Source organism: Allobosea sp. 01N443, from assembly GCF_056399325.1.
In genome coordinates, this window is record NZ_JBFTRC010000017.1 from 31,850 (window position 1) to 51,671 (window position 19,822).

Below are 19,822 nucleotides of genomic sequence, written 5' to 3' on the forward strand. Positions count from 1 at the left end.
GCAGCCGCCGGCCCGGAGGAATTGCGTCGAGCGCAGCAAGGCCATTCACCCCTGCTGGGCCCATTCTGCGGCAAGCCAGCGCAGCCGGCCGCCATCGGACACGATGTGGCCAAGCCCCGGGAATGGCATGTGTGTTGCGGCGATCAATGCCTTCTCCTCGGCCGCGCGCGGGAAGAAGCGGGCGCGCATCGCGCGGGCCGCCGCCGGATCCTGCTCGAAGACGAAGCCGATATCGGTGGCGGCCGGATGGAGGGAGGGATGGAAGAGCATGTCCGAGACCATGAGCAGGCTCTTGCCGCCATCCTCGACGCGCACCCCGATATGTCCGGGCGTGTGGCCCGTCAGGTCGACGATCGAGACGCCGCGCGTGATGCTGCGCTCGCCATCGATCGCTTGCAGCTTCGGATAGAGGCGGATGAACTCCGCCGATGCATCGAAGCTGCTCTTCAGGAAGCCAGGCGCCGTCGAGCGCTTGGCCGGATCGGTCCAGTGGGCGATCTCGCGTCTGTCGACATGAATCTCGGCGTTCGGGAAATTCCGGCGCCCGCCCGCGACCAGGCCGCCGATATGGTCACGATGCATATGGGTCACGATGACCGCGTCGATGCTCTCGGGTCCGACCCCGACGGCCTCCAGGGCGGAGGGCAGCTTTCCGCTCTCCCCAAGCAAGCCGGCCGGCCCTGTATCGATCAGGATTCGCCGCTCGCCGTCCTCGATCAGGTACTGGGTGAACATCAGGCGGATGCCGCTGGGGCGGGCTGCGAACTGCGCCGCCGCCGCCGCTTCGATCTCCTGGGGCAGCCGGCCCACGAAATAGGAGAATGGCATGTCGGCAAAGCCGTCGGTCAGCGCGGTCACCGTGAACCGACCGATCGAGATCCGCGCCAGAGGCGGGCCGGCCCTGGAGGCGATCGGCTGCGCCTGCGCCAGCGCGCCGCCGACGGACAGACCGGACGCTGCGGCCAGGGCGGGGAGGGCAAGGGCGGGGACGGAGAGGGAGAAGGCCCGGCGGGATAAGGCGGTCATTGAAGTCTCCTAAGCTGCGAGGGCAGCCGTCAGGCGCGCCCCTCGCGGGATTGAAGAGGATGCTAGAGCCTTCATTGAAACTGAGCTATTCAGAGAAATCGGGACGTTTCCTCCCGAAATTCGGGAGGATGGAATGGATCGCTTCGACGCGATGTCGGTACTTCTCGCCGTCGTCGAGGAGGGCAGCCTCTCGGCTGGAGCGCGCCGTCTGCGCTCGCCGCTCACCACGGTCAGCCGGAAGGTGGCCGATCTCGAACAGCACCTTGGAACCCGTCTTCTCGTCCGCACCAGCCGGCGGGTCGCGCTGACGGATGCGGGCCGCGACTATGTCGCCGCGTCCAGGCGAATCCTGGAACAGGTCGAGGAGGCGGAACGGGCGGCAGCAGGCGAATACAGCGAACCGCGCGGCGAACTCTCCGTCACGGCGCCCGTCGTCCTCGGGCGGCGCCACGTGCTCCCCGTCGCGGCCGAATTCCTGGCTGAATATGCAAGGATCGACCTGCGTCTGTTCCTGATCGACCGCCATGTCAATCTGCTGGAGGAGCATCTGGATATCGGCGTGCGGCTGGGTCATCTCGCGGACAGCAGCCTGATGGGGACGCGCGTCGGCGAGGTCAGGCGCGTGATATGTGCCAGCCCGGGCTATCTGGCTCGCCACGGTCGTCCCGCCGTCCCCGAGGACCTGCGCGCGCATGACGGCATCACGTTCAAAGGCTTCTCGACCTCCCCGGAATGGCGCTACCGTGGTGACACAGAAGCGCTCTCGGTGGAGCCGCGCACGCGGCTCGCCGTCAACTCGACGGAAGCGGCGGTCGAGGCCGCCGTGGCCGGTCTCGGTGTGGCCCGGGTGCTGTCCTATCAAATCGTCGACGAGTTGCGCTCAGGCGCGCTCGTGCCGTTGCTCGAAGCCTTCGCGCCGGAGCCGATCCCGGTCCAGCTCGTCTATGCTGCCCAGGGGCAGTTGCCCGTCAAGGCCCGCGCGTTCCTGGATTGGGCCGCCCCGCGTCTTCGCGCCCGGCTCGCTGATCTTCCGGTCTGTGCGGAGTGAGAGGGCTCGGAGCTGGCCCCCTCCGATTGAACAATGTCGCATCGGTCGACGTTGCCTCCAGCGCCGAGCTGGTATCCAGCGGTCGGGAACCGTTCGGGCGGGTGAGCGACAGGCTCTGGTGCGGCGCCAGGGYCCGGTGCAGGTTTGAAGGTCGAGTGAACGCGCCAGGCGTCTGCTCGAGGACAAGGGCGGATCGACGATGCCATCCCCGCTAGAGAGCATCACCGTCGAACCGGCCGGCGAGGACAGGGCTGGGGCGACCGCGTCTTTTCCCTATGACACGGCGCTGGTCGAGCGCTTCCGCGCGGCCTTTCCCCGGGCGCGCTGGCGCGATGATCGCCGTGCCTGGTTCGTGCCAGGGAGCACGGCCGAAAGGCGGCTCGATCGCTGGCTGCAGCGGGAACTTTCCGGCGTGCTCGCGCATGCCGATGCGCGCGGCAGGGACGCCTTCGCATTCGATCCGATCGTGAGCGACTATCTCGTCCCGGCAGAGGATCTGATGGTCCGTACGCCCTATTCCAGGACCGTCGTCGCGGAATTGCGCGCCGTGCTCTGGGCCTGGTGGGACGGCGAGGAAAGGCTCTGGCGCATTCCCTATCGCTCGCTGGAGGAACTGCGGCGCCGTTGGCCGGCGATCGAGGAGGCMGCCCGCCGCGCCGAGCCGGTCGAGCGGAAGCGGCGGCGAGACGAGTTGAAGGGCTCGGCAGAGCACCACGCGTTGCGCGCGAAATCCAGGGAGCGGCAGCGCCATCGCTATCCGGTCCTTGCCGATCAGCTCCCGCCCGGCGACCGCCCATTGATGTCTCATGCCGGCGCGCTCGTCTTCACCGAGGTCACGGGGGAGCTGGTCGACGAGGAAAGCCTGCACCAGCATTACCTCTGGAGTGCCGGCGCGACCGGCGATTTCGTCTGGGCAAGCTGGCGCAGGCCCGGCCATGACGAGCTGGTGCGGACATGGCCGGCGCGGCAGCCAGCGAGTGGGGCGGAGCTTGCCCGGGGCTGGTGGCAGCCGACCATCGAGGAGTTACGGGACGCCCGACGAAAGGCGAGATCGCTTGAGCGCGCACAGGCGACACGCAGGCAGCGGCAGATGCAGGGAAGGCAGGAAGAGAAGCCTGTATAGGCAATGCGTTATGGCATTCCGCTTGCCTGGGTCGTCAGGGCCAGGCCAAGCGGACATCGTTCAGGAGATTGCACGCCCTCGTTCATTGGACCTGCGGAACATAAGGAGGCAGGCCGGGGTTAGGCTCCTACCCAATCACCGTCGAGCCGAACACTCATGAATTCAGGCGAAAGCCATTTCCACACCCGCCGCTCCGCTCTCGCGACGCTGATCGCAACCGCCTTGCTTGCGAGAGGGCAGCCTTCGCTTGCCGCACCAGCGCCCCAACCAGGGGCTGCCCGTTTTGGTTTCGACGACGTCGTCGCGCAGGCGCGCATTCTGGGCGAGCGGCCCTTCGATTCCGGTGGCCTGACAATCCCGTCGGAGTTGTCGAAGCTGACCTATGACAGCTATCGCGAGATCCGTTTCCGGCGGGAAAAGGCCTTGTGGCAGGAGAGCGGTTCCGATTTCCGCCTGCTCCCGTTCCATCTCGGCTTTCTGCACGACAAGCCGGTGCAGTTGCATGTGGTGAAGGAGGGCAACGCCATCCCGATCCCGTTCACGACGAGCCTGTTCGAATACGGCAAGGTGCCGGTGCCCAAGCAGCTTTCGCCGTCGCTCGGGTTTGCCGGGTTTGCGGTGACGACCACCCTCAACGATCCCAAAATCCAGGATGAGGTGATTTCGTTTCTGGGGGCGAGCTATTTCAGGCTGATCGGGCGGGGCCACCGTTACGGGCTTTCCGCGCGCTCGCTTGCGATCGACGTCGGCGGCAAGCAGCCTGAGGAGTTTCCCTTTTTCCGTGCGCTTTGGCTGGAAGAGCCGAGGGCAGACAGCCTCGATCTGGTGATCTACGCCCTGCTGGATTCCCCGTCCGTGGCGGGCGCGTTCCGCTATGTCGTTTCGCCTGGCCGTACGACTGCGATGTCGGTCACGGCTACCCTCGTGCCGCGCGTGGAGATCCCGCGCATCGGCATCGCGCCGCTGACCTCGATGTTCCTTGCGGGTGAAGGCGACCTTGGACACCGAACCGATTTCCGGCCCGAAATTCACGATTCCGATGGGCTGTTGATGCAGAACGGCTCCGGAGAATGGATCTGGCGGCCGATCCGCAATCCCGCGAGCCTGCGGATCTCCAGTTTTGGCGACCGCGATCCGCGAGGCTTCGGCCTGATGCAGCGCGACCGCGAATATGGACATTACCAGGACCTGGAAGCGCATTATCACGCACGTCCGGGATATTGGGTCGAACCCATCGGTGACTGGGGCGAGGGCCGGGTCGACCTGATCGAGATACCGACCAACAACGAGGCATTCGACAATATCGTGGCGTGCTGGACGCCGGCGCGGCCGCTCGACATCGGCAAGGCCAGTGAGTTCACCTATCGGATCACCGCCTTGTCGACGACCAACGAGCTCCATGCCATGGCGCAGGTCCGCAACAGCTTCAGCGGTTGGGACATCCGGGAGCCCGATGCCGACGGAATGGGCAAGCAGCGGTTCATCATCGATTTTGGCGATGGCGATCTGGCGTATTTCGTGAGCGACCCCAAGCGTGTCGAGGTCGTCGCCTCGACGACCGCCGGTTCGATCGCCCATACCATCATCGCCGCCAATCCCGCCGCGAAAGGCTTTCGTGTCATCCTCGACGCGACCTTGCCAGTAGGGCAAACTGCCGACTTGCGCGTCTATCTCAAGTCGCGAAACCGCACCCTCTCCGAGACGTGGACGCAGTCTTGGTCGGTTCCTGCCCCTGCTGTCCGAGATGCGCCAGGCCATGTGGTCACTCGGGATTAGAGCTTCTGCCCGAAATGTGGATTGCGGTTCTTTGGAAAGCCGGCGCAAACATGAGGGGCTGGATCATCGGTCTGGATGCGCTATCCCGCCCGATGATCTGACCGGCATCGCTCCGTCCTGGACAGGGTCATTGGCCTGCAGGCGTGAGATCCGATGAAGCTCCTCCCACAATCCCTGCTCATTCGGCCCCGCCTTCTGATTGCGCTGGTGGCGGTGATGTTGCTGACGATCGTGCTGCCGCGCGACTGGGGCTGGGTGACGCGGCTTCTGGTGGCGTGGGACGCGGGCGCAATCCTCTATCTCGGCCTGCTGACGACGATGATCTTCGGCGAGACCGTCGAGCAGATCAGGGCGCGTGCCGCCGAGCAGGATGAAGGCGCGCTCGCCATCCTGATCATCGCCTGCCTGGCGGCCGCCGCGAGCGTCGCGGCCATCGGCATTCAGCTCGCCGGCCTGAAGACCGTGCCGCCCGACGAAAAGACACTGCACCTGGCACTGGGCGCCGTGACCATCCTCAGCTCATGGGCGCTGGTGCATGCCTTCTTCTCGCTGCACTACGCCCATGATTTCTACAGCGATGACGGTGCCGAGGGCGGCCTGGATTTTCCGGGCAAGGGCGAGCCCGACTATGTCGATTTCCTTTATTTCTCCTACACGATCGGTTGCACGTCGCAGACATCGGATGTCGGCGTCACCACACGCGAGGTCAGGACGATCGTGCTCGCCCATTCCATCCTCTCGTTCTTCTTCAACACCACTATCCTGGCCTTCGGCATCAATGTCGGCGCCTCGCTGCTGTCGGGGTCCTGAGGCCGGTCCGGGCTGGCTCTCCGGAGTGCCCATGGCGCATTCCCCGCAGCATGACGGTCAATCGGACCGCCGCAATGGAAGGGGCGGCCTGATGGTCAAGAACGGTTGGGGGAGGGGCGCCGCGGGAGGCGGTTTTCCAAGTAGACAGGCGGTCGATTACATCTCGGTGTCGTAGCGGCAATCTCAGAATTGCTTCTAATTTTGAAATAATGAACGCATGGCGATATTGCATTGGTTGCTGTTCTCTTGGTCATGAAGCGCGCTAATCTCGCATTGCTCGCTTTCCCCTCCCATCGCGGGCAAGCCGGTCGGCGCGGCCTTGGCCGCTGCGCTGGCCGGCATTTTTTTCTGAATGATGTGCTTTGCGCAAAGACGCGAGCGACGGCTGCCTCAAGCGTTGGTCGCTGGAGCGCGCAGAAGTGAGGGCCGATCCAGAGCGAGATACCCTGGCGACAACTCTCCCGTATCCGCCGCGGCTGCCCTAGTTGAAGGCAGCGTATTCGAGCAGCGCGATCAGGTCGTCATCCCGGATGATGATGGCGCAACCATTGGTGTGATCGATGATGATCTCCACGATTGCGCCACCCAGAAAGGCTGCGTTTGCATAGCGCGCAGCCGCGCGTATGCCGGTGAAGGTTGCCGTGGGACTCTCACCCGTCCAGACAGCAACCGTGCAGTTCACGGACTCGAACTGTTCCGCCATGAGCCAAGGATTGATCGTCACCTCTTGTCCCGCCCCGTTCGGCTGAAGGAGAATTATGAATCCATACTGAGGCCATCGGTGACGCTGAGGGTCTCACAACTCGTCGGATGCGTCATCCGACCAAAGTCGATCCTGATATTTGGGCGCGGGACCTTCCAGACGGCCTGCCTGGCGGCGGTCATGCCACGCTGTACGATAGGCCATGCATTCTCGGGACCAGTGTCAGGCGGCTCGCACCGGGCGCTTGCGATGCCGCCCCTTGGCTTTCATATCCTCGACATATATACGATCCATATATGAAACGTATATGGAGACTCCGATGGGCATCGTGAACATCGATGACGACCTGCACGATCAGCTGCGCCGGGCGAGCAAGGTATCGTTTCGGTCGATCAATGCGCAGGCTGCCTACTGGATCAAGCTCGGCATGCTCTGCGAGACCAATCCGGGGCTCAGCTTCACTGAGATCATCGAGCGCGAGCTGAATGCCGCAGGCGTCAAGGCTCAGCCGCTCGCCGAGACTGACGCATGACAAAGCAGCCTCGCGAGCTGGCATTGCTGGCCGAATCCGGGAGGTTACTGGCCTCCGTGTTCGGGATGCTGGATCGAACCGCGCTCGCCGGCCTGTCGACACTTCAGGTCAATGAACTGGTCGAGCACTTCATCGTCCACGATCTCCAGGCCCGACCTGCGAGCAAGGGCCAGTATGGCTATGATTTTGTGTTGAATGCTTCGGTGAACGATGTCGTTTGCCACGGTGTTCCATCGCAATCGACCGTGCTTCGGGACGGGGACATCGTCAATTTCGACATCACGCTCGAGAAGAACGGCTATATCGCGGATTCCAGCAAAACCTATCTCGTCGGCGAGGTGAAACCAGCCGCCAGGAGGCTGGTCCAGACCACCTACGAAGCGATGTGGATGGGCATCAAGGCGGTTCGGCCGGGTGCGCGGCTCGGAGATATCGGCTGGGCGATCGAGCGACATGCCAAGCGGAGCGGTTATTCGGTGGTGCGCGAGTATTGCGGTCACGGCATCGGCCGGGAGATGCACGAGGAGCCGCAGGTCTTGCATTTCGGAAAGCCAGGAACCGGCCTCGCCCTCCGCGAGGGCATGGTTTTCACGATCGAGCCGATGCTCAACCGCGGCCGGGGGAGCGTGAAGACAGAGGCTGACGGCTGGACTGTCGTGACGAGAGACGGCTCGCTGTCGGCTCAGTTCGAGCACACCGTTGCCGTGACGGCGTCCGGCGTCTCGGTTCTGACGCTCCGTCCCGACGAACAAGGCGCAGGGCCAATGAAGCGGCGTGCGCTGGCGGCGGTCGGCTGATCCGGCAGCGCCGCGGAAGCGCCGTCCTGCGTGATCTGATCTGGTCGTCGAAGGCGGATCGGTCGGATCGCCTGCCGCATCATGCTGGGATCCGCGGTCGCTCGCGGTTCAGGTCCCCTTGCGCCTAGTCCCATTCTCTCTCCTGGGATCGGATGTCGCGCAAGGAGTGAACGAGATCKATCGCCTTGCCGAACAGGCGCGCCCTCGGGATCGGGAGCGCGGCGCCGCCGGCGCAGGAGATCACCTCGGCGACGTCTTCATGGGAATTGCCGACGAACTGCCGCTTGCCGCTGATGTGAAGCGAGGACAGGATTCCATCCCCCTGGTGTCTGGAATCGAGTGGAAGCGGGCCCGATGCTTTCTCGGCGTCGAACCAGACCGGCGATCCGTCCGGCAGCGCAAGCTCGGCGAGTGTCGGCAGCTTCTCACCGACCACAGCGGCGACATAGTCCGGCAGCTCGATCACCAGCAGCACATCGACGCAGTCGATGCGGGTCTTGGCCAACGGGTCGCCATCACCGGGAACAGCCCGCCTGATCCGGGCGACCCGGCGCGCCAGCACCTGAACCTGAGATCCGTCAGACAGTGTCAGCGAGATCATTGTCGTTCCCGGGCGCTCGTTTCACGATAGCCAGCCTCAACGTAATGCGCCTGCTGGCCGATACTCAATCACGGCATGATCGTAACCTTAAGGCAGGACGACCTTTGTGGCCCGCCACCGCAGGAAAGCAGCGCCAACCCTGCCGCTACCCCGCCGCAAGACCGCCCGAGATTCCCCGGTCGAAAACCCCGTTCCTGAATAATTGTTCATGGAACCAATGGCTTAACAGATTGTTCCCTTCATCGGCCGGGGGCTAACAGGAGATCGACTATGATCAGGAAGATTGTCCTTGTGGCTGCGCTGGTTGCCTTGCCTATGGCCGTGTCGGCGCAGCAACCCAATGCTGGTGCGGCCGGTGGCGCCGCTGCCGGCGCGGGAACCGGAGCCGTTGGTGGAGCCATTGTCGGCGGGCCGGCCGGAGCGGCCGTCGGGGCTGTCGGTGGCGCTGCGGCGGGGGCGATCGTCGGCGGCATCGCGGCCGACCGGCGCTCCGAGTTCCGCACTTATGTGACGGAGCAGAAGGTGCCGTCGGTGGCCTATCGCGAGAAGGTCGTCGTCGGAGCGACGCTTCCCCAAACCGTCACCTATCGAGAGGTCCCGGAGCGTTTCGGCAAGACCCAGTATCGCTACACCGTCGTGAACGATCAGACGGTGCTGGTCGAGCCGAAGACCCGCAGGATCGTACAGATCATCGAATGATCGGCAGATAGACGGGAAAGGCCCGCCATCGATGGCGGGCCTTTCCTTGTGACTGAAGCTCGACCTGGGCAGGCGGCCCTCGTCCCTGTCGCAATCAACCTCCCGGCAGGGCAACCCGCCAGACCGTATTGCCGACATCGTCGGCGACCAGCAGGCCGCCCCGCCGGTCGACCAGCACGCCGACGGGACGCCCCCGTGCCTCGCCCTTCTCGTTCAGGAACCCGGTGAGGATCTCCTGCGGCATCCCGGCTGGCTTGCCCTCACTGAAGGGGACGAAGATCACGCGGTAGCCGACCGGGCGCGAGCGGTTCCATGAACCGTGCTGGCCGATGAAGGCGCCGCCCTGATAGCGCGGCCCGAGGCGGCCCGGCGGCACGAAGCCCAGCCCGAGGGAGGCGGTATGTGAACCCAGCGCGTAATCTGGCTTGATCGCCTTGGCGACCAGTTCCGGCTTCTGGGGCTCGACGCGCCTGTCGAGATGCTGGCCATAATAGCTGTAGGGCCAGCCATAGAAGCCGCCGCGCTTCACCGAGGTCATGTAGTCCGGCACCAGATCGTCGCCGATCTCGTCGCGCTCGTTGACCGCCACCCAGAGTTCCCGGGTCACGGGGTTCCAGTCGATCCCGACAGGGTTGCGCAACCCCGTCGCAAAGAGCTGCGTCGCTCCCGTCGCCGGGTCGATCTCGAGCACGGCCGCGCGCCGCTCCTCCTCGGCCATGCCGTTCTCGGCGACATTGGAGTTCGAGCCGACGCCGACATAGAGCTTCGAGCCGTCCGCGCTGGCGGTCAGGCTCTTCGTCCAATGGTGGTTCCGGCCGGCAGGCAGGTCGGCGACCTTCACGGCTGCGCCCGCGCTTCTGGTTTCGCCTTGCCGGTAGGGGACGCGGACAAGCGCATCGGCATTGGCGATGTAGAGCTGGTCGCCGATCAGGGCCATGCCGAATGGCGAGTTGAGGTTCTCCAGGAAGACGCTCTTCGTCTCGGCGACGCCGTCGCCGTCACTGTCCCGCAGCAGCATGATCCGGTTCGCGCTGAGCGTCTGCGATCCGGCCTTCTTCATGAAGACGCCCTGCACCCAGCCGCGGATGCCGCCGCTCTTCTCCGCCGGCTTCGGTGGCGCGTCGCTTTCGGCCACGAGCACATCGCCATTGGGGAGTTCGTAGAGCCAGCGCGGATGCTGCAACCCGCTGGCGAATGTGCTCACCTGGCCGCCGCTGGGCGTGGTCGGCTTCTCCCCCAGCTTCCAACCGATCGCATCGGCGATCTTCACGGTCGGAAACCATGTCGTCCTGGGCTCGGGCAAAGTCGGGTTGGGGCCGTAGCCGGCCTCCTCGGGCAGGGTGGAGCGACTGTCGCAAGCGGCGAGCATGAGCGCCGAGGCCGCGACGCTGGCGATGAGCATGACGGGGCGCTTGATCGCCATATGCGGTTCTCCTCCCTGGCTGCGGGAAGCACTGCCCGCCCGCATCATGGGGTGAACGTCAAACCCCGTCACTTTGTTCGCGATGGCTTGGTTCGCGACGGCCCCGGGCCGCGTCCTCGACTGAGATCGCGGTGGAACGGATCAAACCGCGCGACGTTACCCCTGGACGCCTGTCGGTGATGACACGGAAATGGAGACGAGCGATGCGCCCAGACACGAACCCGGCGATTGAAAGCCTCCGTAAGGAGCAACACGCGCAACGCAAGGCTGGGCGCGAAGTCACAGCAGATCAGCAACTCGACAAGGCGCTGAAGGAGACATTTCCGACGAGCGATCCGATTGCCGTCCAGAGCCCGGCGAAGCCGGGTGCGCCCCGTCAGCGGCGGCAGTAACGCCGTTCAACGCACAGGGCGAGACTGTCCTGGTGCGGTCGTCTCATGGTTTGCAGAAGGGAAGACGCATGCGCGCCCTCGTTCATCTCGTCGGGTTATGGCTGGCTCGCGACATTGCAGAAGGAAAGTACCCCAGGCAGTTTGCCGTTCCGCTCGGGTTCCTGATCGCACGGTTGCGGACACCGCCCCTGATGATCGCGGTGTTCGGCTGCGTGCTGGCCAAGCTCGCCATGGACCGGCGCGGACGGAGCGCCAAGCGGGCACCCGCGCGGTCCCGCTGAGGCCGCCGGCGCCCCGCCATTCAAGGAGGCGGAGCCCGCGTCAGTTTTTGCACTTGCATTTGAGGGGGCGAAGCGCTCACTTCTCGTCGAGGGGAAGGTCGATGCCGTTCCGCTCGATTGTCGCCACGCCAGAAGAGGTCGCCGTCATCGTAGCGGCGTTCGAGACCGCGTGGGGCCAGATCGACGCACGCGGCGAGATCGATCGACAGAGAACGTCCATCCAACGGGAACGCCTCGGCTATATCGTGGTCGGGCTCTGGGATGCCGGCGGAGCCGGCCAGCTCGCGGAGCGGGCCGTTCAGCAATTCGACGCCACCGCGGCGAACGCGCCAAGGCTCCCACGAAGCACAACGCCCCCGGTTGACAGCCGCTGACCGCGGGCGGCAGTGCTCGCTCGACCATCCCCCGCATTCACGCCAGGCGGCCATCGGCATGCGATCAGCCGGGCGCCAGGGCGAGGTTCAGTGCGCCTTGGACACGTGCTCGGGTTTGCCCTTGCGCTTGGTCGAAGCCATGTCGTGCAGCTCCTCTTCGGTCATCGACTTCGCCATCGACTTCGACGCGCCCTTCAGCTCGCTGGTTTTGATCTCGCCGCGCTTGGCGGCGAGCGCCGCTCCCGCGGCCTTCTGCTGGGCTTTGGATTTCGCCGGCATGATTGCGCCTCCTTTGAAAGGTCGGACCGAGATCAACTGCCGGGCCGCGTCTGCGTTCCCGGCCGGTTCAGCGATGCTGGGGCTCTGGCGCGCCCGCAGGAGACATGGCGGGAACAACTGCTGACGCTGCGGGTTATCCCGGCATCTCCCAGGGACCCCAAGATCTCTGAGTTCCAAGGCACTGYCCGCCGCTCCGAAAGGGGGGCGGGCTTTTTGTCGGCGACCGAAGAGCTTGCATTTTTGAGCGCGATGGCCAGATTTTCGATGTAGTTTGGTGTTGGGGGAGCGACCATGCCATTCTCATCGCTCACGGATCCGGTGGACATTGCGCGCGCCCAGGCGGCCTTGGATGCGGCCTGGGAGGCCATCAGGCCAGCCCTTGATGAGGGCCACGACMTACAGCTCGAACGAGAGCGATTGGCCTATATCGTGGCGAACCTGGTGATGATCGCCATTGATGATGAGGACCTGGCAAGGCGTGCGCTGCAAAAGTTCAGGGCCCACGCCTAACGCGTCATCATCGTCTGCGGGCGGGCCAACTGCACGCGGCGTCTCATCGAAACTGGCGAAATCTTCGAGCCGGCGCGAATGTCCGGGCAGGCATGGAGCCGGAGGCGCCGTCATGTGTTTGTGGGGCGTCCCGGCGCCGCAATCCCCTTCCGGCGTCATCACGGCCTGAGCCCCGCCGCTTCTGCCGGAACGGCGGGCACTGGTTTGGCCATCGGCCGCTCCATCCCGCTATCGCATGGCGGGTTTCGCCAGCCCATCGGTCCTGCCGGGTGGGGATGCCTTCAGAGCCGCCCGGCGTTTCGAACCGAGGCGGCCGACCAGATCGCCGACGAACAGGACCTCATACCGCTTTCAAAAATGAATGCCGGCGAGCGCGGGTGGCGCGCTCGCCATAGGGCACGGGCTGTCCGGACGTGCCCGCCTATTGCGGGTTCGTCGCAACCGACAGCGTTGCGCCCGCCTGCTGTTGCCGCGGGAAGCGCGGCTGGAGCTGGTCTTCCGGATTGACCGGGAAGGGGAAGCCAAGGACCGTTGACCGGCCGCGAACCCGGTTCTGCGCCTGGCATTTCTTGACGCATTCCGTGGCTGGCGGAGCGACCTCGACCGCATCCTCGCCCATCACCTGGCCCATGCGACCGCCACTCGCCACGTCCCAGCGGGATACGCCGCCGCAATGACGCACGGTCGCGGGGCTGGTGGGGACGCGGGTGGCGATCAGGTTCACGCAATCCGGTTCCGACCTGCGCGTGGCAACCTGAGGGCTGTCCCTGCCGACGAACTTGCGGGAGAAGTTATTGCCGAAATTGACGCGGGCCGGGACGGTGACCGTGATGTCCTTGTAGGGAACCTCGTCGCCTTCCCGGTTCCGGAAGTTGCGATTGTCGAAATAGAACGCCTTCAGCTGAGGGTTGGCGCCTTCCGCCAGGATATGGGTGAAGAGGGTCGGCGTTCCATCTTCGCGTTCCACCTCCATCTGGAATATGCCGCCAGTCGCGCAGTCCTTTGCCTGGATCTTCATGCTGAGGTTTTGGCCCGTTCTCCCGATCTCGATCTCGGTCTCCTTGATCTCGACGGTGAGTGAACTGGTCAGCGACAACCCGCGATGGTCGGGGAGCTTGCTGGCGAAGACCGGGGTCGGCACTCCTCCCGTGATGTCGAGGGGATTTGGCGCACCGGTTAGCGTGAAGTTGCGGATGCCGAGGGTCGCCGAGTCGACATCGAATTGGGCATATTTGCCCTGCACCCGAAAACTCGTCCCAAGAGCGCTGGCGGGGAGGGTGGCATTCTGAGTGCGTCCCAGCACGGTAAAGCCGCCGCCCTCGCACCCTTCCGATGACGCGGCCTGGGCTGCGCCTGCTGCGAGGAGCAGCGGCAGCGCGACCAGCGCGGCGGTCCCCAGATGACCGCTCGCGCGACCGTTCTCACCCGCTGTCCGCGCGCAGGGCGTGGTGCGAAAATGGCAAATACGTCGCATGACCATGAGTAGCCTCCCTGGGTTTTATGATTGGCAGTCCCGATTTGGAGCGGATGCGTATTCCAGCAGTATCGCTCGGCCGGGAGACCCAGCCTAATACGCATTGGATGACGTCGTGTTCGCGGTCTTCTTCGCAGATGCGTGAAGGGCTTCTGGGGCCTGCGAACCCTACACCGGTGAACCTGACATTTACCTGACGCGACCTGTCAGGTTGCGCGTGCACCAGGGCAATGATTGGCCAAGCCAGCGAAACGCGTCACGGACACGTCCGGCGCGGGCCACGCGTAGCTCCTCCGCAACTGGCAATTACTGCTGGGCGAGGCTATCCTCGGCTTACGAAATCTTACGCGGTTCTCAAATCCATGGATGCCAGGCAGAAGCKGCACGCTTTCTTCTTCGCGCTGATCGGGAGTTTCCGCGTGATGTGGCCGGTTCTCTCCGGTGTGCTCGCGACCATGCTCGTGCCGGGGTTTCTGATCGGGCGCATCGAGGACTGGGGTTTCGGCGACTCCCTCTATTTCACCTTCGTGACCGGCTTCACGATCGGCTATGGGGATTTCACGCCGACGCATTTCAGCTCGCGCATGCTTGCCGTCGTGATCGGTTTCGCCGGCATCGTGATGACCGGACTTATTGCGGCTGTCACTGTCGAGGCGCTGCGAGCGACGGAAGTCGAGCCGCCCGAGCATAAATAGGGGTCCGCCTGCGGCTGCCTGGCTTCCGGAGGCGAATGCGAGCTCAAGGGGTCGCGTGCGAGCATCGCCGTGGGCGGAATGACCGCTGTCACGCCGGCCCCCGACGTCCGGGCTGGCTGCGCAACGGCGGCGAGCCGATTGTCCCCCGGAATCGCGACCGCCTGATCCGACGCGCGATTTCGATTTCGGCTGCGCCGCGACGCAGCCGGGATACAATGGCTCCGCGTCCTTCCCCTACCATTCAAGCCATCGGGAGAAGAGCCATGCCCGAGCAGATCGATCACCCGCGCAGGAATGTCCTCGGCGCCCTGGCGCTCGGAGCCGCACTTGCCCCGTTCACTGCGATCGGCGGTGCCCGCGCCCAGACCAGTCCACCCTCCGTCACACCTGCGGGCAGCGCGGGGCAGGGCGTGCAGGCCTCGTTTGCTCCGCTGAAGCGGATCGTGGCGGGCGTTCTCGAGGTCAGCTATGCCGAGGCCGGCCCGGCGGATGGTCCGCCGGCGCTGCTGCTGCATGGCTGGCCCTATGACATCCACAGCTATGTCGAGGTTGCTCCTCTTCTCGCCGGGGCCGGCTACCGCGTAATCGTGCCCTATCTGCGCGGATATGGAACGACGCGCTTCCTCAGCGACGGCACGCCGCGCAACGGCCAGCAGGCGGCCCTGGGCCGTGACCTCGTCGCCTTGATGGACGCCCTGAAGATCGAGAAGGCGGTCCTCGCCGGCTATGACTGGGGCGCCCGGACCGCCAATATCGTCGCCGCGCTCTGGCCGGAGCGCTGCAAGGCGATGGTCTCGGTGAGCGGCTATCTCATCGGCAGCCAGGAGCTGAACAAGGTACCGCTGCCGCCGAAGGCCGAACTGCAATGGTGGTACCAGTATTATTTCGCCACCGAGCGCGGGCAGGCGGGGTACGCGAAATACACGCATGACTTCGCGCGCCTGATCTGGGAGCTGGCCTCGCCGAAATGGGCCTTTGACGACGCAACCTTTGCGCGCTCGGCCACCGCCCTCGACAACCCCGACCATGTCGCGATTTCGATCCATAATTATCGCTGGCGCCTCGGCCTGGCCGCGGGCGAGCCGCAATATGACGAGCTGGAAAAGAAGCTCGCTGCCTTTCCGACGATCGGCGTGCCGACGATCACCATCGAGGGGGATGCCAATGGCGCGCCGCATCCGGAGCCTGCCGTCTATGCGAAGCGGTTCACCGGCAAATACGAGCACCGGCTCTTCACCGGCGGCATCGGCCATAATCCGCCACAGGAGGCGCCGCAGCCCTTCGCCCAGGCGGTGATCGCCGCCGACAGGCTCTGACGGCCGCATGATCGGGAGCCCGCTGCTTTGCCGGCCTCATGGGGCGGAAACGGGCTCCATGGTGCGAGCGCGCGCGATCGAAGGCGGATTCCTGCCCTGAATCCGGGCATCGCGCCCCGAATGGCGCCGGACTGCGCAGAGCGCTGTCGCGGCCCCATCGTAAGTATAGATTCGTGGTCTGACCTTCGCCGCACGGATTGAGCGACCATCATCTCTACAATTCGCGGCGCCCTCCAGCTATCACCGGCACGGTATTTCTGCCGCAATTGCGGCATCGGGGGAGGTCGGCATGTATCTACCGCGTCTGACCAAGGGTTTGCGGCTGCGGGAGGCGCAGCGTGCTCTCGAAAACCGGCTCGAGATCGTCAAGGCGCTGTCGGTCGGCGAGATCACCAAACGCGATTTGCTGCGCTGGGGCTATTTCACGGCGGGTGGCCTGCTGATCGCGAAGAATGGGTTGAGCCCCTTCGCCAGGAGCGCCTACGCCCAGGTGCCGACAGGCGCGCCGCGAAGCCCGACCTTCGGTGTCGACAAGTTCCATGACCTGATGCCGCGCCCGGAGGTGCTGAAACCCGTGCCGCTGACGCGCATGGCGAATGGCGATGCCGCCTGGGGCGGAGCCTCGGGCGCCCAGGAGCTGCCGGCGAAGAATTTCTCCTACCACACCGATTTCACCAGTTCAGGCGGTGGGCTCTACCGCAACCCGGTCACCAATGCGGGGCCGTTCGAGGGCCGCCCGCCCGGTGAGTTCTTCGCGCATCAGCGCTGGGAGGAACTCTATCCCAAGAAGGGCTATCTGCTCTCGCTCGGACAGGTCAAGGCCGGCTGCTATTTCTGCGACGGCATGCCGGAACAGGCGGCGACCTCGATGTGGACCTTCGGGCCGCGCGCACCTGGCCGGGAAGGGCGGACCGCCGGCTTGCGCACCGGGATCGGCCAGCCGACCCTGATCAAGGCGCGCTATGGCGAGCCGATCCTGACCCGGATCTATAACGATCTGCCGGTCGACCGGAGGAAGAATGGCGGCTTTGGGCGCAACGAGATCTCGATCCATCTCCATAACGCCCATAACGGCGCCGAAAGTGACGGCGCCTGCAACGCCTATCACTTCCCCGGCACCTTCTACGATTACCACTGGGGCATGGCGATGGCCCGGCGCGACATGCCCAATGTCTGGCCGACCGGCGACCGCGACTATGCCCGCAAATGCTCGGGGCCCGATGACCGCGAGGGCCTGGTCCAGGTCCCCGGCGATTTCCGCGAGATCCAGAGCAGCCTCTGGTTCCACGACCATCGCTTCTTCTTCACCGCCGAGAACGTGCACAAGGGCATTTTCGGGCTGTGCAATATCTATAGCGGCCCCGATCGCGGCCGCGAGGACCTCAATGACGGCATCAACCTGCGGCTGCCCAGCGGCTCGCAGCTGAAATGGGGCAATCTCGATTTCGACGTGAATCTGGCGGTCTCGAACCCCGCCTTCGACGCCAATGGCCAGGCCCGCTTCGACATCTTCGACACTGACGGTTTCCTCGGCGATATGCTCTGCGTCAACGGCACCTATTACCCCTATTTCGAGGTGCTGCCGCGGCGCTACCGCTTCCGCATCCTGAATGCGGCGATGGCGCGGTTCATGAAGCTGGCGCTGGCGGTCAACAAGAGCCGGCGCTTTGCGCGCATGACCAATGTGCCGTTCTACTTCATCGCCAATGACGGCAACCTGCTGGTCAACCCGATCGCCCTGACCGAGACCGACGAGATGGGCGTGGCGGAGCGCTTCGACATCGTCGTCGACTTCGCCGCCTTCGAGCCCGGCGACAGCGTCTATCTGGTCAACCTGYTGAAGCAGACCGACGGGCGTCTCCCCAAGGGGCCGGTCTCGATGGCCTCGGCCTTCAAGGGCGATGACGACGATCCGTGCGTTGGTCCCTTCCTCGAGTTCCGGGTGGTGAACCAGCTTCAGAGCGTCGACAACCCCGGCAAGCTCTACAATGCCAGCAGCCCGCTCGATGTCGACCGCAGCGCCAATTTCGCCGATCCCGATTGGCGCACGGGCACGAAGACGCTGACGACCCAGATCCCGATCGTGGCACCGGTCCGTGAGCGGGTGATCGAGTTCGGACGATCCGGCACCGGCGATTCACGGGGCGCCGACGGCCAGTGCATCCCTGAATGCGGCGACATCGCGAGCTTCCCCTGGACGATCAAGATCAATGGCGAGAACGCGCATTCGCTCAATGCCAACCGGATTTCGATGCTGATCCCGAAGCCGGGCGAGGTCGAGCATTGGACGCTGATCAATGGCGGTGGCGGCTGGGATCATCCCATCCACCTGCATTTCGAGGAGGGCGTCACCATCGATCGCGGCGGTGCGCCGATCCCGGCGACGGAGCGGCTGGCGCGCAAGGATGTCTGGCGGCTGCGGCCCTCCGGCCGGGTCAAGTTCCAGGTGCGCTTCGGCGAGTTCGGTGGCGCCTATGTCAGCCACTGCCACAACACGGCGCATGAGGATTTCGCGATGCTGCTGCGCTACCAGATCCAGAGCGAGCAGCCGGGCGATCCGAATTTTCGCGGCCAGCCGCAATACCAGCTGACGATGACGCCGATCCCGACGCCGAACGGCGTGGTCTGGAAGCAGCCCGAGGTCTTGCCGGAGGGCGATCCGCGCAGCACGCGCTTCGCCAGCGCTGGCTGAGGGCTCCTAGCATCGGCCCGAAAAGTGGATCGCGGTTTTCGGGCCGATCCAAAGACAGCCATGGCAGCCGTCGCCCTTGGTGACGGCTGCTGTTCTACGGGCTGCGCCCTAGCGCTTGAGCGGCGTCTCAGCGATCACACGCAACCCCACGGAATATTTGTTGAAAAGCCTCTCGCGGTCATAGACCTTGTTCATCCGTTCTTCCGCCAGGTTGTCGCGGATATCCGCCTCCTTGACGAAGCGCGCCAGCGGATGGGCTGCGGCGCGCCGGATATAGTCCACGTATTCCTCGCCGTCGCGACGGGTCAGGGCTTCGAGCGCAGACAGGATCTCCTGGGAGAAGCCCTCGCGGTGAAGGTCGTGGAGGGTCCATTTCGAATCCTGCACGACATCGTGCAGCGCCGCGATAATCGCCGATTCCTCGTTGCCGCCTGCCAGGAAGCGCGCCATCAGCCGCATCGGATGGGCGATATAGGGTGCGCCGGTCTTGTCGAGCTGGCCGGCGTGAGCCTCTGCCGCAATACCGATCGCTCGTTCCAGGGTAGCCATCGTTCACTCTCCTCCGATGCCACAGCTTAGGCCGTAAGGTGCCCGGCAAGAAGGTGGCAAGTGATCGGCACCAGGGCGTCTCCAAGAGGTCCGTCTCAACCCACCGACCAGCCAGGCGCCGGGTGCCAGAGACATCGAACCCTGCATTCCATCGAGCAGAAGCCGAAAAATCCCGTGTTCCTACGACAAGGGGTCTATCGCCAGCGCCACAAGGTCGCGAACCTCTTCGCCAAGCTTAAAGACTGGCGACGCATCGCCATAGATTACGACTGATACGCCCCCATTTTCTTCTCGGCCATCTATCCCGCCGCAACCGTCATCGTCTGGCTCCAATCAACGAATTCTGAGTCTAGTCGTACGACAAACGATGCAAGACTAAGTGCCGGATTGCGCAAGTGCCGATCTCGGGCAATCGTTTGATCCGGCCCGAATGATCAGGCTGCGGGGGGATTGAGCAGGGAGATCGCGTTATGAACGTGGCTGCGCAAGCACCGGGGGCGGCTGACGCGCCCCGACCGATGTCCAGAGAAGAACGCAAGGTCATCATCGCCTCGTCGGCCGGCACGGTCTTCGAGTGGTACGATTTCTACCTCACCATCCCGCTCGCCGCGAACATCGCCGCCAGTTTCGTGCCCGGCGACAACGATACGGCGAAATTCATCTTCGTGCTMTTCAGTTTTGCAGCCGGTTTCGCCGTGCGGCCGTTCGGCGCGCTCGTGTTC

At 64.7% G+C, this 19,822-nt stretch carries 21 protein-coding genes and 1 pseudogene; 15 read left to right on the forward strand and 7 right to left on the reverse strand.

What is annotated here, in order from left to right:
* Positions 1-45: 45 nt before the first annotated feature.
* Entirely contained in the window at positions 46-1,026 is a 981-nt protein-coding gene (locus tag AC1DRP_RS07340) for an MBL fold metallo-hydrolase (RefSeq protein WP_441506834.1), read from the reverse strand.
* 133 nt (positions 1,027-1,159) lie between these two features.
* On the opposite strand from AC1DRP_RS07340, the gene AC1DRP_RS07345 reads away from it, so the two are divergent.
* The 4 genes from AC1DRP_RS07345 (at position 1,160) to AC1DRP_RS07360 (ending at position 5,783) form a co-directional block, all read left to right on the forward strand.
* Positions 1,160-2,074, forward strand: a complete 915-nt coding sequence (locus AC1DRP_RS07345) for a LysR family transcriptional regulator (RefSeq protein WP_441506833.1) — start codon at positions 1,160-1,162, stop codon at positions 2,072-2,074.
* A 199-nt stretch (positions 2,075-2,273) separates the two neighbouring features.
* Complete coding sequence (locus tag AC1DRP_RS07350; protein WP_441506832.1) at positions 2,274-3,197, forward strand: hypothetical protein; 924 nt, start codon at positions 2,274-2,276, stop codon at positions 3,195-3,197.
* Between the two features lie 156 nt (positions 3,198-3,353).
* Positions 3,354-4,973 carry an OpgD/OpgG family glucan biosynthesis protein gene (locus tag AC1DRP_RS07355; RefSeq protein WP_476768210.1) on the forward strand — a complete coding sequence of 540 codons (1,620 nt, stop codon included), beginning with the start codon at positions 3,354-3,356 and terminating at the stop codon, positions 4,971-4,973.
* A 153-nt stretch (positions 4,974-5,126) separates the two neighbouring features.
* On the forward strand, positions 5,127-5,783 hold the full coding sequence (locus AC1DRP_RS07360; RefSeq protein WP_441506830.1) for a DUF1345 domain-containing protein: 657 nt from the start codon (positions 5,127-5,129) through the stop codon (positions 5,781-5,783).
* A 481-nt stretch (positions 5,784-6,264) separates the two neighbouring features.
* On the opposite strand, the gene AC1DRP_RS07365 is transcribed toward AC1DRP_RS07360, so the two are convergent.
* The gene (locus AC1DRP_RS07365; RefSeq protein WP_441492271.1) at positions 6,265-6,507 is read right to left on the reverse strand and encodes a hypothetical protein; all 243 of its coding nucleotides are present in this window, start codon (positions 6,505-6,507) and stop codon (positions 6,265-6,267) included.
* A 298-nt stretch (positions 6,508-6,805) separates the two neighbouring features.
* On the opposite strand from AC1DRP_RS07365, the gene AC1DRP_RS07370 reads away from it, so the two are divergent.
* A complete protein-coding gene (locus tag AC1DRP_RS07370) occupies positions 6,806-7,018 on the forward strand; it encodes a ParD-like family protein (RefSeq protein ID WP_441492272.1) in 213 nt (70 codons plus the stop codon).
* Complete coding sequence (gene map / locus AC1DRP_RS07375) at positions 7,015-7,815, forward strand: type I methionyl aminopeptidase (protein WP_441506829.1); 801 nt, start codon at positions 7,015-7,017, stop codon at positions 7,813-7,815. Before AC1DRP_RS07370 ends, map begins: the two co-directional genes overlap by 4 nt.
* Positions 7,816-7,939: 124 nt before the next feature.
* Here the strand turns inward: map and AC1DRP_RS07380 are convergent, their stop codons facing one another.
* The gene (locus AC1DRP_RS07380; RefSeq protein ID WP_441492274.1) at positions 7,940-8,416 is read right to left on the reverse strand and encodes a hypothetical protein; all 477 of its coding nucleotides are present in this window, start codon (positions 8,414-8,416) and stop codon (positions 7,940-7,942) included.
* Positions 8,417-8,686: 270 nt separating this feature from the next.
* On the opposite strand from AC1DRP_RS07380, the gene AC1DRP_RS07385 reads away from it, so the two are divergent.
* On the forward strand, positions 8,687-9,115 hold the full coding sequence (locus AC1DRP_RS07385; protein ID WP_441492275.1) for a DUF1236 domain-containing protein: 429 nt from the start codon (positions 8,687-8,689) through the stop codon (positions 9,113-9,115).
* Between the two features lie 94 nt (positions 9,116-9,209).
* Here the strand turns inward: AC1DRP_RS07385 and AC1DRP_RS07390 are convergent, their stop codons facing one another.
* Complete coding sequence (locus AC1DRP_RS07390) at positions 9,210-10,538, reverse strand: PQQ-dependent sugar dehydrogenase (protein ID WP_476768211.1); 1,329 nt, start codon at positions 10,536-10,538, stop codon at positions 9,210-9,212.
* Positions 10,539-10,669: 131 nt separating this feature from the next.
* Between AC1DRP_RS07390 and AC1DRP_RS07395 the strand changes: the two genes are divergently transcribed.
* The 3 genes from AC1DRP_RS07395 to AC1DRP_RS07405 all read left to right on the forward strand — a co-directional run bounded on the left by AC1DRP_RS07395 (position 10,670) and on the right by AC1DRP_RS07405 (position 11,585).
* On the forward strand, positions 10,670-10,930 hold the full coding sequence (locus AC1DRP_RS07395; RefSeq protein ID WP_441506827.1) for a hypothetical protein: 261 nt from the start codon (positions 10,670-10,672) through the stop codon (positions 10,928-10,930).
* Between the two features lie 68 nt (positions 10,931-10,998).
* Complete coding sequence (locus AC1DRP_RS07400; RefSeq protein WP_441506826.1) at positions 10,999-11,211, forward strand: hypothetical protein; 213 nt, start codon at positions 10,999-11,001, stop codon at positions 11,209-11,211.
* Between the two features lie 101 nt (positions 11,212-11,312).
* Entirely contained in the window at positions 11,313-11,585 is a 273-nt protein-coding gene (locus tag AC1DRP_RS07405; RefSeq protein WP_441506825.1) for a hypothetical protein, read from the forward strand.
* A gap of 87 nt (positions 11,586-11,672) precedes the next feature.
* Here the strand turns inward: AC1DRP_RS07405 and AC1DRP_RS07410 are convergent, their stop codons facing one another.
* Entirely contained in the window at positions 11,673-11,864 is a 192-nt protein-coding gene (locus AC1DRP_RS07410; protein WP_441492280.1) for a DUF3008 family protein, read from the reverse strand.
* 291 nt (positions 11,865-12,155) lie between these two features.
* Between AC1DRP_RS07410 and AC1DRP_RS07415 the strand changes: the two genes are divergently transcribed.
* On the forward strand, positions 12,156-12,374 hold the full coding sequence (locus AC1DRP_RS07415) for a hypothetical protein (RefSeq protein ID WP_476768212.1): 219 nt from the start codon (positions 12,156-12,158) through the stop codon (positions 12,372-12,374).
* A 421-nt stretch (positions 12,375-12,795) separates the two neighbouring features.
* Here the strand turns inward: AC1DRP_RS07415 and AC1DRP_RS07420 are convergent, their stop codons facing one another.
* Positions 12,796-13,854, reverse strand: coding sequence for a hypothetical protein (locus tag AC1DRP_RS07420; RefSeq protein WP_476768213.1), 1,059 nt, complete (start codon positions 13,852-13,854; stop codon positions 12,796-12,798).
* A gap of 356 nt (positions 13,855-14,210) precedes the next feature.
* Here AC1DRP_RS07420 and AC1DRP_RS07425 point away from each other — a divergent pair, with 356 nt between their 5' ends.
* The 3 genes from AC1DRP_RS07425 (at position 14,211) to AC1DRP_RS07435 (ending at position 18,551) form a co-directional block, all read left to right on the forward strand.
* On the forward strand, positions 14,211-14,543 hold the full coding sequence (locus AC1DRP_RS07425; protein ID WP_476768214.1) for a potassium channel family protein: 333 nt from the start codon (positions 14,211-14,213) through the stop codon (positions 14,541-14,543).
* A 263-nt stretch (positions 14,544-14,806) separates the two neighbouring features.
* A complete protein-coding gene (locus AC1DRP_RS07430; protein WP_441506821.1) occupies positions 14,807-15,859 on the forward strand; it encodes an alpha/beta fold hydrolase in 1,053 nt (350 codons plus the stop codon).
* A gap of 289 nt (positions 15,860-16,148) precedes the next feature.
* Positions 16,149-18,551, forward strand: coding sequence for a multicopper oxidase family protein (locus AC1DRP_RS07435; RefSeq protein WP_441506820.1), 2,403 nt, complete (start codon positions 16,149-16,151; stop codon positions 18,549-18,551).
* 108 nt (positions 18,552-18,659) lie between these two features.
* Here AC1DRP_RS07435 and AC1DRP_RS07440 read toward each other — a convergent pair whose 3' ends face one another.
* Complete coding sequence (locus tag AC1DRP_RS07440; RefSeq protein WP_476768215.1) at positions 18,660-19,100, reverse strand: HD domain-containing protein; 441 nt, start codon at positions 19,098-19,100, stop codon at positions 18,660-18,662.
* Between the two features lie 470 nt (positions 19,101-19,570).
* Between AC1DRP_RS07440 and AC1DRP_RS07445 the strand changes: the two are divergent.
* A pseudogene (locus AC1DRP_RS07445) lies at positions 19,571-19,822 on the forward strand (MFS transporter); the annotation flags it as partial.